At 65.0% G+C, this 12,778-nt stretch carries 13 protein-coding genes; 9 read left to right on the plus strand and 4 right to left on the minus strand.

Going from position 1 to position 12,778, the window contains the following annotated elements; genetic code table 11:
• Positions 1 to 128: 128 nt before the first annotated feature.
• Positions 129 to 977, plus strand: a complete 849-nt coding sequence (locus B4M43_RS06055; protein WP_296265094.1) for a glycine betaine ABC transporter substrate-binding protein — start codon at positions 129 to 131, stop codon at positions 975 to 977.
• 48 nt (positions 978 to 1,025) lie between these two features.
• Here B4M43_RS06055 and B4M43_RS06060 read toward each other — a convergent pair whose 3' ends face one another.
• Positions 1,026 to 1,619 carry a biliverdin-producing heme oxygenase gene (locus tag B4M43_RS06060; RefSeq protein WP_296265096.1) on the minus strand — a complete coding sequence of 198 codons (594 nt, stop codon included), beginning with the start codon at positions 1,617 to 1,619 and terminating at the stop codon, positions 1,026 to 1,028.
• A 280-nt stretch (positions 1,620 to 1,899) separates the two neighbouring features.
• Between B4M43_RS06060 and B4M43_RS06065 the strand changes: the two genes are divergently transcribed.
• Positions 1,900 to 3,396, plus strand: coding sequence for a YdgA family protein (locus B4M43_RS06065; protein WP_296265097.1), 1,497 nt, complete (start codon positions 1,900 to 1,902; stop codon positions 3,394 to 3,396).
• A 385-nt stretch (positions 3,397 to 3,781) separates the two neighbouring features.
• Positions 3,782 to 4,840, plus strand: a complete 1,059-nt coding sequence (gene nadA, locus B4M43_RS06070; RefSeq protein WP_296265099.1) for a quinolinate synthase NadA — start codon at positions 3,782 to 3,784, stop codon at positions 4,838 to 4,840.
• 73 nt (positions 4,841 to 4,913) lie between these two features.
• On the opposite strand, the gene B4M43_RS06075 is transcribed toward nadA, so the two are convergent.
• Entirely contained in the window at positions 4,914 to 6,347 is a 1,434-nt protein-coding gene (locus tag B4M43_RS06075) for a M48 family metalloprotease (RefSeq protein WP_296265101.1), read from the minus strand.
• A 104-nt stretch (positions 6,348 to 6,451) separates the two neighbouring features.
• Here B4M43_RS06075 and B4M43_RS06080 point away from each other — a divergent pair, with 104 nt between their 5' ends.
• Both B4M43_RS06080 and B4M43_RS06085 read left to right on the plus strand, forming a co-directional pair.
• Positions 6,452 to 6,691, plus strand: a complete 240-nt coding sequence (locus B4M43_RS06080) for a sulfurtransferase TusA family protein (RefSeq protein ID WP_296265102.1) — start codon at positions 6,452 to 6,454, stop codon at positions 6,689 to 6,691.
• Between the two features lie 18 nt (positions 6,692 to 6,709).
• Positions 6,710 to 7,780: an AI-2E family transporter gene (locus B4M43_RS06085; protein ID WP_296265104.1), complete on the plus strand. Its 1,071-nt coding sequence runs from the start codon at positions 6,710 to 6,712 to the stop codon at positions 7,778 to 7,780.
• Between the two features lie 104 nt (positions 7,781 to 7,884).
• On the opposite strand, the gene B4M43_RS06090 is transcribed toward B4M43_RS06085, so the two are convergent.
• Together B4M43_RS06090 and B4M43_RS06095 are read right to left on the minus strand one after the other, a co-directional pair.
• Positions 7,885 to 8,358 carry a peroxiredoxin gene (locus B4M43_RS06090; RefSeq protein ID WP_296265105.1) on the minus strand — a complete coding sequence of 158 codons (474 nt, stop codon included), beginning with the start codon at positions 8,356 to 8,358 and terminating at the stop codon, positions 7,885 to 7,887.
• A gap of 10 nt (positions 8,359 to 8,368) precedes the next feature.
• The gene (locus B4M43_RS06095; protein ID WP_038412467.1) at positions 8,369 to 8,929 is read right to left on the minus strand and encodes a glycine cleavage system protein R; all 561 of its coding nucleotides are present in this window, start codon (positions 8,927 to 8,929) and stop codon (positions 8,369 to 8,371) included.
• Between the two features lie 248 nt (positions 8,930 to 9,177).
• On the opposite strand from B4M43_RS06095, the gene dapA reads away from it, so the two are divergent.
• From dapA to purC, 4 genes are read left to right on the plus strand one after another with little or no spacing between them, the layout of a single operon-like run.
• Positions 9,178 to 10,056, plus strand: a complete 879-nt coding sequence (gene dapA / locus B4M43_RS06100) for a 4-hydroxy-tetrahydrodipicolinate synthase (RefSeq protein ID WP_296265108.1) — start codon at positions 9,178 to 9,180, stop codon at positions 10,054 to 10,056.
• Positions 10,057 to 10,073: 17 nt separating this feature from the next.
• Positions 10,074 to 11,189 (plus strand): outer membrane protein assembly factor BamC, encoded by a 1,116-nt coding sequence (bamC, locus tag B4M43_RS06105; RefSeq protein WP_296265110.1) that lies wholly within the window; start codon positions 10,074 to 10,076, stop codon positions 11,187 to 11,189.
• The gene (locus B4M43_RS06110; RefSeq protein WP_296265111.1) at positions 11,190 to 11,948 is read left to right on the plus strand and encodes an MBL fold metallo-hydrolase; all 759 of its coding nucleotides are present in this window, start codon (positions 11,190 to 11,192) and stop codon (positions 11,946 to 11,948) included. It begins immediately after the preceding gene.
• Between the two features lie 28 nt (positions 11,949 to 11,976).
• On the plus strand, positions 11,977 to 12,687 hold the full coding sequence (gene purC / locus B4M43_RS06115) for a phosphoribosylaminoimidazolesuccinocarboxamide synthase (protein ID WP_296265113.1): 711 nt from the start codon (positions 11,977 to 11,979) through the stop codon (positions 12,685 to 12,687).
• The last annotated feature ends 91 nt before the right edge of the window (positions 12,688 to 12,778 follow it).

Raw genomic sequence — 12,778 nt, forward strand, 5'->3', positions numbered from 1 at the left:
TAGGCGAATGGCGCTAATGGCCAAGTGCTGTCGCTGAGGACGTGCTGAGGGTCGTAGCTGGAGCAGGTTGACCTGCCGCAGCGGTTGATGATGAACCCTCAAACAAGACCTGACGCGGGGATGCTTTGATGAAGATGCGACGTTTGCTGGGTGTGGGTTCGGCCTTGGTACTGGCCATGGGTGCTACCCATGCGATGGCCAAGGAAGTGAGCATCGGTTATGTGGACGGGTGGGCCGACAGCGTCGCCACCACCAACGTGGCCGCCGAAGTGATCAAGCAGAAGCTGGGCTATGACGTCAAACTCCAGGCCGTCGCCACCGGGATCATGTGGCAGGGCGTGGCCACCGGCAAGCTCGACGCGATGATGTCGGCCTGGCTGCCGGTGACCCACGGCGATTACTGGGCCAAGAACAAGGACAAGGTGGTCGACTACGGCGCCAACTTCAAGGACGCCAAGATCGGCCTGATCGTCCCCGACTACGTCAAGGCCAACAGCATCGCCGACCTCAAGACCGACACCAGCTTCAAACAGAAGATCGTCGGCATCGACGCCGGTGCCGGCGTGATGATCAAGGCCGAACAGGCGATCAAGGACTACGACCTCACCGGTTACAAGCTCCAGGCCAGCTCCGGCGCCGCCATGACTTCCGAGCTGGGCCGTGCCTACGCCAAGAAAGACTCCATCGCCGTCACCGGTTGGGTGCCGCACTGGATGTTCGCCAAGTGGAAACTCAAGTTCCTCGAAGACCCCAAAGGCGTGTTCGGCGAAGCCGAAACCGTCAACAGCGTCGGCAGCAAGCAACTGGCGAGCAAGGCGCCGGAAGTGGCCGAGTTCCTCAAGAAGTTCTCCTGGCAGTCCAAGGACGAGATCGGCGAAGTGATGCTGGCCATCCAGGAAGGCGCCAAGCCCGAAGCCGCCGCCAAGGACTGGGTCGCCAAGCACCCCGAGCGTGTGAAGGAGTGGACCGGCAAGTAATCCTCGTTGCGTAAAGGAGGGGACTGGCCGGCGCAGTGGCCAGCCCCCTCAGGCATCGAGCGCGTTGCCCAAGACCTGGCGCATGTGCGCACGGTAGCTATCGAACGCGGCGATCGCGCCCTGCACCGCCTGCGCTTCCTCTTCCTCCCGCAACACCTGCCCATCGACCTGCTCGACGAACGCCCGCCAGTGCAAGGCGCGGCCTTGCGGGTGCGCCGCCAGGTGCCGAGCGCCAAACGCCGCGTCTAGCCCCAGCTGTTGGGTCTGCTTGAACAGGAATGCCGCGCCCAGGTTCGATCCCTCGCTGCAATACAACCAACCCAGCGCTTCGGGCGCCTCTACGGCAACCTGCGCCGGCACAGGCGGCACGCCCAGGCCCAGATCGGTCATGTCCGCCTGCACGGCGGCGAAGCGCGACAACTGCGCAAGCCCGGGCAGCCAGCGGTTGAGGGTCGCGTCCTGGTACAGCCCTAGCAAACTGCCATGAAAGGCGTGTTGTACGCGCAGGAAGCGTGCATAGCGTTCGCGGTCGGCGAACGGCCGCGCCGCCATCACCAGCGTGTCGACGGTATCGTGGTCACGGCTGCTGGCCAGTTTCAGGCGCTGGCAGCGGCCTTGGGCGGGGGCGGGCGAAGGGGGCATCGAAGGCATCCGTAGGCAAGAGCGAGTGCGGGCGGTAACGCAGGCAGTTGACTGTCCATGGCGTGTTTCGATCCGCTCGGGCTGTATTGTGACGGCCATCGCTGCGCGACGGTCACCAAGCGTTGCGGGAATCTTGTCCGGGCGGCGCGGTCTGCGCTGTGAACGTCATCGCGGTGCGACAGCGGCAGGACGGTTGTCCCGAGCCGGGTGTGACGGTCATACTCTTGCACCCTCACGCGGCCGTCCGCGTCGCCCCTATGGACAGCAATCGGTTCTATTCATGAAGAAATCAGTAGGCATTCTCTGCGGTCTGGCCGTCGCCATCGCCGCCGTCACCGTCGCCGGCGCCTGGTACACCGGCAAACAGCTTCCCGCGGAGCTGGAGCGCTCGATCGCGCGCGCCAACACCGAGTTCAAGAACGCGGCGGCCGGCACCGGCGGCACCTTGACCGCCGAGCTGGTCTCGCTCGACCGCCATTTCTTCAGCAGTGACGCGCGCTACCGCATCAGTGCCAAGAACCTGTGGCTGGGCGGGCAGAGCGAGCCGATCGATTTCGACGTCGCCATCGACGACCATATCGAGCACGGGCCATTCCCCTGGTCGCGGGTCAAGTCGTTCAAGCTGCTGCCGGTCATGGCGGTCAGCAACAGCGCCCTGGTCAAGGACGAGCAGACCGCAGCGCTGTTCGACGCCGCCGGCGGCCAGTCGCCGCTGACCGCGCAGGTCAGCCTGGGCTATGCCGGTGGCATCGATAGCCTGCTGCACGTGGCGCCGATGAAAGTCACCCAGGACGACGGCGGCAGCGTCGACTTTTCCGGCATGCGCCTGCAGGTCGAGGGCGACCGCGACGGCAATGCCATGAAGATCCACGGCACCGCCGACCGCCTGCAGGTCAAGATCGTGGGCGATCGCCCGCCGGCGACCCTGGTGTTCGACGGCTTCAAGGTCGGCGGCGACCTGACCAAGACCGACCACGAGATGGTCTACGTCGGCAAGCTCGACCTGTTCCTGTCGCAGTTGCAGGCCACCCTGGGGCCGAAGCAGGACGTGCTGCTGCTCAAGGGGCTGGAACAGAACAACCTCTACAGCCTGGAAGGCAAGGACCGCCTCGGCGGGCGTCTGGAATACAAGGTTTCCGACATCACCTACGCCGACCGCGCCGTCGGCAGTGGGCAGATGGTGTTCAACTTCCGCTCCGTCGACATTCCGGCCATGCGCGCGTTGACCGAGTGGTACCAGACCAAGCTGCCGCAGGTGCAGCAGGCCGCCGCCGAAGGCCAGCAAGTGCCGTCGTTCGAGATGACCGACGCCGAACGTGCCCAGGTCCAGGCCAACCTGCAGAAACTGCTGGCCGCCAAGCCCCGGGCCGAGATCGAAGACCTGTCGTTCAAGACGGCCCGTGGCACCAGCCAGTTCAAGCTGGGCGTCGACTTCACCAACCCGACCTCCTTCGACTTGCCGCCCGACCAGTTGGGCAAGCAACTGGTCGCCCTGGTGGACGGCAAGCTGACCTTGTCCAAGCCCATGGTCGGTGACCTGGCGACCTTGCAGGCGTTACTCGACGGGCAGACCGACGCCCAGGCTATCGCCCAGCAATCGAGCCAGGCCGGCGAGATGCTCGGCGTCATGGCGCTGCAAAGCGGCCTGGCCACGGTGCAGGGCGACGACGTGGTGTCGTCGCTGCATTACGCCGACGGTACGGTGGACTTCAACGGCAAGAAGATGCCGGTCGAGCAGTTCCTCATGATGCTGGCCTCGATGTTGCCGCAACGCTGACGGGCCTGCGGCCCTGCCCGGTGCGCGGGCAGGGTCGTGCATCCGCTTGGGGACGCAATGCCCATGGCTTTGCAACGGCCACTGCGCCGTTGCGCCGCTTGGCCGCTTGGCCGATGGCGTGGGCGTGCGACCGGACGCCTGTCAGCCGCACCGTTTGGCTAGCCCGAGTAGGCTGCAACACACGCTCGAAGCATCCCCCCGCGCAGCAGAAATATCGCTTTTGCATTGACCCGATTCTCTGTAGCCTTCGGCGTCCATAACAATCCGGGCCCGCAAATGGGCCGCGACGGCGCGCGCCAGCAACCGTCCGGCACCTTTAGCCGATTTGCCAGGGCCGGGTGCTACTCTCGACTGACGCGCACACGCGCCCGCAGGTCCAGCGATCATGACCCAGATTTCCGAACGTCTCCTGGTTCAAGCCCACCTTGATGCCCAGCAGCCCCAGCCCCTGACGCCCGAGCAGCAGGCCGACTACCGCGCCGCCATCGCCGCCGAACTCAAAGCGCAGAACGCCGTGCTGGTGGCCCATTTCTATTGCGATCCGGTGATCCAGGCGTTGGCCGAGGAAACCGGCGGATGCGTGTCCGACTCCTTGGAAATGGCGCGCTTCGGCCGCGACCACGATGCCGACACGGTCATCGTCGCCGGGGTGCGTTTCATGGGCGAGACGGCGAAGATCCTCACACCGCACAAGCGCATCCTCATGCCCACCCTGGAGGCGACCTGCTCGCTGGACCTGGGCTGCCCGGTCGAAGCGTTTTCGGCGTTCTGCGACCAGCACCCGGAGCGCACGGTGGTGGTCTACGCCAACACCTCGGCTGCCGTGAAAGCGCGCGCCGACTGGGTGGTGACCTCCAGCTGCGCGCTGGAAATCGTCGAAACCCTGATGGACAACGGCGAAACCATCCTCTGGGGGCCAGACCAGCACCTGGGGCGCTACATCCAGAAACAAACCGGCGCCGACATGCTGCTGTGGGACGGCGCCTGCATCGTGCACGAAGAGTTCAAGTCGCGGCAGTTGGTCGACATGAAGGCGCTGTACCCGGATGCGGCGATCCTGGTGCACCCCGAGTCGCCCGAGTCGGTCATCGACCTGGCCGATGCGGTGGGCTCCACCAGCCAGTTGATCAAGGCCGCGCAAACCCTGCCGAACACGACCTTCATCGTCGCCACCGACCGCGGCATCTTCTACAAGATGCAGCAGCTGTGCCCGGACAAGGTCTTCATCGAAGCGCCCACCGCCGGCAACGGCGCGGCGTGTCGCAGCTGTGCGCATTGCCCGTGGATGGCGATGAATACGCTCGAACGTACGCTCGATTGCCTGCGCACCGGCAGCAACGAGATCAGCGTCGATGCGGCGTTGATTCCACGCGCAGTGAAGCCGTTGCAGCGCATGCTCGATTTCACTCAGGCGGCGCGCTTGAAGTTGTCGGGTAATGCCTGAGCTGTAGGGGGCGAGGGCGGGGCCGCAACACGGCTCCGATCGTCTTTTCCACAGAGCCCTGAAGCCCTGCGCCCTATCGCATCATGTCCTTGACCATGCGCTCCTGCTCCATGATTTCCCGCTGGCGCTGGTCGATCAACGAAGCCAAGGGGAAGTTGCTGCCCGCACGGCGCTTGGCGAAATCCAACTGCTGGATGGCCTGGTCGAAATCGCCGACCAGGGTGAAGTATTCCGCCCGCGCCCGGTGCAAGCCGACGGTGTTGCCTGACAGCCCGCGCACTTCGGCCACTTCGTACCAGACGTCCGGGTCTTCGGGGCGATCCTTCAGCAGGCTGTCGAGCACCTTTTCCGCCTCGGCCGGCTTGCCCTGCTTGATCAGCAGGTCGGCGCGCACCTGGTTGAGCGGGTAGTTGCCCGGATACAGACCTTGCAGGCGCTCGACGCGCTGCTGGGCGTCGGCCAGGCGGTTGTTGGTGATGTCCAGGTCGATCTGCGCCAGGTTGTAGGTGATGTCGTTGGGAGCCTTGGCCAGCAACGGCTTGAGGTTGGCGCGCGCTTCGTTGAGCTGCCCGCCGCGGATCTGCGCCAGGGCCAGGCCATAGCGGGCGGCGTCGAGGGTCGGGTCTTCGTCGAGCTGGGCGCGGAAGCGCTTGGCCGCCAGGCCCGGCGTGCCTTCGTAGGTGAGGGCCACGCGGGCGCGGATCAACTGATAGCGCAGGCTGTCTTCGACGCCGCCCTTGGGCGCCTGCTCGGCGCGGTTGCGGGTGTCGGCGATGCGCGATTCGGTGACCGGGTGGGTCAGCAGGAACTCCGGCGGCTTGCCGTCGTAACGGTATTGGCGCGCCAGGCGCTCGAACATGCTGGGCATGTTGCGCGGGTCGTAGCCGGCTTTTTCCAGGTTGAGGATGCCGATGCGGTCGGCCTCCTGCTCGTTCTGCCGGGAAAAGCGCCGCTGCTCCTGGATGGCCGCGGCCTGGCTGCCGGCGATCAGGCCGATGCCGGCATCGCCGCCGCCGCCGGCGGCCAACACGATCCCGGCCAGCAGCGCGGCCATCATCGGCAACTGCATGCGCTGCTGCGCCTCGACGCCGCGGGCGAAGTGGCGTTGCGACAAGTGCGCCAGTTCGTGGGCCAGCACCGAGACGTACTCGCCTTCGGTCTGGGCATTGAGGAACAGCCCGCCGTTGACCCCGACGATACCGCCCGGCGCTGCGAAGGCGTTGAGCTCGCGGCTGTCGATGAGGATGAATTCCAGGCGCCGGTCCTGCAACTGGCTGGTCTCGGCCAGGCGATAGACGCTGGTCTCGACATAGTCCTTGAGCTGCGGATCGTTGAGCTGTTTGACGTTACCGCGCAGCAGGCTCAGCCATGCCCGGCCCAGGTCGTGTTCCTGCTTGGGCGAGACGATCGAGGAGCTGGCATCGCCCAGCGACGGCAGGTCGTCGGCATGGCCGGGAACGGCCAGCAGGCAGGCCAGCGCCAGCAGGGTAGGGCGCAGTGGATTCATGGATGCAGCTCGCGTCGGTAAAAGACGTCTACTGTAGCCGGCTCACACGCCACCGACCAGTGGCGCTATCCTAGCGGGCTCTCTACTTTGCCCCGGAGCTGTCCATGACCGAATCCCTCACCTGCGCCGCCGAAGTCGACGCCAGCGGCCTCAACTGCCCACTGCCATTGCTCAAGGCGAAAATGGCGCTCAATGGCCTGGACAGCGGTGCGGTGCTCAAGGTGATCGCCACCGATGCGGGCTCGCAACGTGACTTCCACACCTTCGCCCGCCTCTCAGGTCATGCCCTGGTCGACGAGCGCATCGACGGCGGCGTGTACACCTACTGGCTGCGCAAGGCCTGAGCCTTTCAAGGATCTTCAATGTTCAACGTGCTTCGCGGCTGGGTTCAGCGTTATTTCTCCGACGAGCAGGCCGTGGTGCTGGCGGTGCTGCTGGTGCTGGCCTTCACCCTGGTCCTGACCCTCGGCGGCATGCTGGCGCCGGTGTTGGCAGGGCTGGTGCTGGCGTTTCTGATGCAGGGGCTGGTCAACACCCTGGAGCGCTTCAAGGTGCCGACCCGGGTCGCGGTGGGGGTGGTGTTCACCCTGTTCTTGGGTGCCTTGGCGGCGTTTTTGCTGATTCTGGTGCCGTTGCTCTGGCATCAATTGATCACCTTGTTCAACGAGCTGCCAGGCATGCTCGGCAAGTGGCAGTCGCTGCTGTTGCTGCTGCCAGAGCGCTATCCGCATCTGGTGTCCGACGAGCAGGTGCTGCGCGCCATCGAATCGGTGCGTGGCGAGATCGGCAAGTTCGGGCAATGGGCGCTGACCTTTTCGCTGTCGAGCCTGCCGCTGCTGGTCAGCGCAATGATCTACCTGGTGCTGGTGCCGATCCTGGTGTTCTTCTTCCTCAAGGACCGCGAGGTGATCGCGCGTTGGGTGTCGGGTTACCTGCCGCGCGAGCGCACCCTGCTCAACCGCGTGGGCGACGAGATGAACCGGCAGATCGCCAACTACATCCGCGGCAAGGGCATCGAGATCCTGATCTGCGGCATCGCCACCTACATCGCCTTCATCAGCCTGGGGCTGAACTACGCCGCCTTGCTGGCCCTGCTGGTGGGGCTGTCGGTGGTGGTGCCCTACGTAGGGGCGGTGGTAGTGACCGTGCCGGTGACCCTGATCGCGCTGTTCCAGTGGGGCTGGGGCGATCAGTTCATCTACCTGATGGCGGTGTACGCGATCATCCAGGCGCTCGACGGCAACGTGCTGGTGCCGCTGCTGTTCTCCGAAGCGGTCAGCCTGCACCCGGTGGCGATCATCTGCGCGGTGCTGCTGTTCGGCGGGTTGTGGGGGTTCTGGGGGATCTTCTTCGCCATTCCGCTGGCGACCTTGTGCAAGGCCGTGCTCGACGCCTGGCCCCGGCAGGAGCCGCCTGTGGCGCCGCTGTTGTAGGGTCAGGTTTGCCGATTTATCCGCGATGGCCTAGCGCGGCGCCACTCGGGGCGCTGCGCACGATCGCTTCCATCGCGGCTGCACGGGCAGGGCGCCGGGGCTCGTCAGCCCTTGTGCAGAGCCTGTGCCGCGGCCAGTACCGCATCCACATGCCCCGGCACCTTCACCCCACGCCACGCCTGGCGCAGCACGCCTTCGCGGTCGATCAGGAAGGTGCTGCGGTCTACGCCCAGGTACTCCTTGCCGTAGAGCTTCTTCAACTTGATCACGTCGAACAGTTGGCACAGCGCCTCGTCCTTGTCGCTGATCAGCTCGAAGGTGAAGCCCTGCTTGGCCTTGAAGTTCTCGTGCGACTTCAGGCCGTCGCGCGAGACGCCGAAGACCACCGTGTTGGCCGCTTCGAACGCCGGCAACTGGTCGCGGAAACCCTGGCCTTGGGTGGTGCAGCCCGGCGTGCTGTCCTTGGGGTAGAAGTACAGCACCACCTGGCGGCCCCTGAGCGCGGCGAGGTCGATCGTCTGGCCGCCGGTGGCTTGGGCCTGGAAGTCGGGTACGGACTGGTCGAGGGCAATGGTCATGGCAGGTTCCTCACACAGGGTTCTGCGGGCGCCAAGGTTCGATCAGCGCGTCGAGGTTCAAGGCATCGGCGAAGTCCAGGAACTGATCGCGCAGCCAGCTGATTTGCGTGCCGGCCGGCAGGATTACGGTGAACTGCGCGTTGAGCATGCTGCTGCCGGTCTGCGGTGCCAGGTAGGTGTCGCAGGTCATCGCGTCTAGCTCGACACGGTGGTCGAGGAAGAACTGGCACAGCTCGTTGATGATGTCGGGGCGATAGGCGGCACTGACATAGGCCACATAGGGCAGGGCCTGAGGGCGCACTTCCTGCTCGGCGCTACGGACGACGTCGATGGTCATGCCGTGCTTCTTGGCAAGGCCGGGCAGGGTGCTTTCCAGGCGCGCCAGGGCGTCCCAGTTGCCGCCGACCTGCAATACCAGTGCACTGGTCTCGCCGTGGCGCGACAGGCGCGAGGTGACCACCGCGCAGCGGTTGTCGAACGCGGCGCGGCTCAGGATGTTGGCCAGCTCCATGGGGTTTGGCCCCAAGGCGCTGATGACGAGAAATTGTTCGCGAACGGTTGGGGTGGACATGCAGCATTCCTAAAGCGATGAGTGGTCGGTGCGCAGGCCGGTGGCTACCGACTTCCGGGTGTTACCCGAAGGGGTGCGGACGGGCGTTGGACGGCGTTGGCGGCCCGGTGGACCGAGTGCTGCCGAGCAAAGAGCGCAGGGTAGCGAAATCCTGCCGCCAGGGGAATGCTCCACCCGCCAGCTTCGCTTGTACAAGGCCGAAGGCGCCAGTACCATTACCGCTCTCTTTTTCCGGCAGGAGCAGTTACATGATTGCGGGCAGTATGGTGGCATTGGTCACTCCCATGGATGCACACGGGCGTCTGGATTGGGACAGCCTCGGCAAACTTGTAGACTTCCACCTGGAAAAAGGCACCCACGCAATCGTCGCCGTCGGCACCACCGGCGAGTCGGCCACCTTGAGCGTGGACGAGCACATCGCGGTCATCGAGTTCGTCGTCAAGCGCGTCGAAGGGCGTATCCCCGTCATTGCCGGCACGGGCGCCAACTCCACCAGCGAAGCGGTCCACCTCACCCAGAACGCCAAGAATGCCGGCGCCGACGCCTGCCTGCTGGTGGTGCCGTACTACAACAAGCCCACCCAAGAGGGCCTGTACCAGCACTTCAAGCACATCGCCGAGTCGGTCGACATTCCGCAGATCCTCTACAACGTGCCCGGCCGCACTGCCTGCGACATGCAGGCCGACACCGTGGTCCGCCTGTCCGGCGTGCCGAACATCATCGGCATCAAGGAAGCCACCGGCGACCTGGCCCGGGCCAAGGCCATCCTCGAAGGTGTGCCTGCCGACTTCCTCGTGCTCTCGGGCGACGACCCGACCGCAGTCGAGCTGATCCTGCTCGGCGGCAAAGGCAACATCTCGGTCACCGCCAACGTGGCCCCACGGGAAATGGCCGACCTTTGCGAAGCGGCCCTCGCAGGCGATGCCGACAAGGCCCGCGCCATCCACGAAACGCTCCTGCCGCTGCACAAGCACCTGTTCTGCGAAGCCAACCCGATTCCGGTGAAATGGGCGCTGGTGGAAATGGGCCTGATGCAGCAAGGCATCCGCCTGCCGCTGACCTGGCTCAGCGCAGGTTGTCACGAACAAGTCCGTACTGCCTTGCGCCAGTCCGGCGTACTGGTTTAATCGAGGAAGTACACCGCATGAAGCGATTGGCTGGTTTATCCGCCCTTGCATTGATCATCTCCAGCACCAGCGGTTGCGGCTGGTTGTGGGGCGACGAAGGTTATTTCCGTGATCGCGGCAGCGACTACCTGCAAGCGCAGACCACTGCGCCCATGCAGCTGCCGCAAGACGCCACCAGCGTCAAACGTCTCGATCCGCTGCTGCCGATCCCGCGCAACATCGCCGACGAAGGCGCCAAGACCGAATTCGAAGTGCCGCGTCCGCAGCCGCTCAATGGCGTCGCCAACGCCAGCGAATACAGCTTGCAACGCAGTGGCAACAGCCGTTGGGTACTGGCCCAGCGCGCACCCGCCGAAGTCTGGCCGGTGGCCCGGCAGTTCTTCGAAGACAATGGCTTCCGCATCGCCGAAGAGCGTCCGCAGACCGGTGAATTCAACACCACCTGGCAGCGCTTCGACGAGTTGTCCGCGTCCCTCGGCCAACGTCTGGCCAGCTCCGCCAGCAGCGGCGACAGCCAGGTGCGCGTTCGCGTGCGCATCGAGCCGGGCGTGCAGCGCAATTCCAGCGAGGTCTACATCGCCAGCATCGAGCGGCCGGCCGGCGGCACCGTCGAGGGCGAGTTCCCGTCCAACAGCAACAACACCGGCGTGGACGCGCTGCTGGTCGACGAAATGCTCGCCAGCATGAACCGCAGCGCCGAAAAAGGCGGCTCGGTCTCGCTGCTCGCCGAGCGCGATTTCGATACCCCCAGCCGTGTGACGCTGAGCGAAGACGGCAGCGGCAACCCGGTGCTGTTCGTGGGCTCGGACCTGGACCGCGCCTGGTCGGGCGTGGGTCGCTCGCTGGAGCAGGGCCAGTGGCGCGTCGAAGACATCAACCGCAGCCTGGGCCTGTACTACATCAACCTGTCGGAAAAACCCGAAGACAAGCAGAGCAAGCCCGGCTTCTTCGGCCGTCTGTTCGGCAGCGAGGCCACCGAGCAAGAGCGCGAAGCCCGCGCCGAGCGCTACCAGGTGCGTCTGAGCAAGGTCGGCGAGAACGTGCAGGTCACGGTCGAGAAGAACATCAACACCGTGGCCCCGGCCGATGTCGCCCGCCGCGTGTTGAGCGCCATCCAGGACCACCTGGGCTAAGTGCGCTTCGCGGTCCTCGGAAGCGGCAGCCAAGGGAACGGCACGCTGGTCGCCAGTGATGACACCTTCATCCTGGTCGACTGCGGCTTTTCCCTGCGCGAAACCGAGCGGCGCCTGGCGTTGCTCGGCGTCGCGGCCTCACAACTGAGCGCCGTGCTGGTCACCCACGAACATGCCGATCACGTGCATGGGGTAGGGCTGCTGGCGCGGCGCTATGGCATTCCGGTGTACCTCAGCCAGGGCACGCTGCGCGGCCTGCGCAAACCGGTCGAAGTGGCCGGTTTTCTCGGCTGTGGCGACAGCCTGGACATCGGCGGTCTGACGGTCAGCGCCGTTCGCGTCGAGCACGATGCCCATGAGCCCTTGCAGTACGTGATCAGCGACGGCACGCGACGCTTCGGCATGCTCACCGACCTGGGCAGCTACGATGCCCGCCTGCTGGAGCACTACCGCGAACTCGACGCCCTGCTGATCGAGGCCAACCACTGTCGCGACCTGCTCGCCCGCGGTCACTACCCGATGTTCCTCAAGCGCCGCGTCGGCGGCAGCCAGGGGCACTTGAACAACCACCAGGCCGCGAACCTGGTGGCCGAGCTGGGCTGGAACACCTTGCAGCACCTGGTGCTGGCCCACCTCAGCAGCAAGAACAACCTGCCACAGCTGGCGCTCCAGTGCTTCGTCGACACCCTCGGGTGCGACCCGGACTGGCTCCAGGTGGCCAACCAGGACACCGGGCTCGACTGGCGCCACATCGCCTAGCCCACCCACACTGCAAGCGGAGCCCCCCATGGAAAAACGCGACGAACTCTACCGCGGCAAGGCCAAATCGGTTTACCAGACCGACGACGCCGACCGCCTGATCCTGTTGTTCCGCAACGACACCTCGGCCTTCGACGGCAAGCGCATCGAGCAGCTCGATCGCAAGGGCATGGTCAACAACAAGTTCAACGCCTTCATCATGCAGAAGCTCGAAGCGGCGGGCGTGCCAACGCAGTTCGACAAGCTCCTGGGCGACAACGAGTGCCTGGTCAAGAAGCTCGACATGATTCCGGTCGAGTGCGTGGTGCGCAACTACGCCGCCGGCAGCCTGGTCAAGCGCCTGGGTGTGGAGGAGGGCATCAAGCTCGAGCCGTCCACTTTCGAGCTGTTCCTGAAGAACGATGAGAAGGGTGATCCGTTCATCAACGAATCCCACGTCGTGGCCTTCGGTTGGGGCACCGCCGAGCAATTGGTGGAGATGAAGAAGCTGTCGCTCAAGGTCAATGAAGTGCTGACCCAGCTGTTCGACGAGGCCGGCCTGCTGTTGGTCGACTTCAAGCTAGAGTTCGGCGTGTTCCATGGCCAGATCGTGCTGGGCGACGAGTTCAGCCCCGATGGCTGCCGCCTGTGGGACAAGCAGACCCGCGAGAAGATGGACAAGGACCGCTTCCGCCAGGGTCTGGGCGGTGTGATCGAAGCCTACGAAGAAGTCGCCAAGCGCCTGGGCGTGCCGCTGTAAGCGGGCCGTTCACGCAAGCGCCTGATCCCACGCGGTTTTTTGTAGAAAAAGGTTTGCCTTTCAAAGAATCGCTGGTATGATGCGCGCCACT

It is taken from the genome of Pseudomonas sp. UBA6562 (assembly GCF_002434265.1).
Lineage (GTDB): Bacteria > Pseudomonadota > Gammaproteobacteria > Pseudomonadales > Pseudomonadaceae > Aquipseudomonas.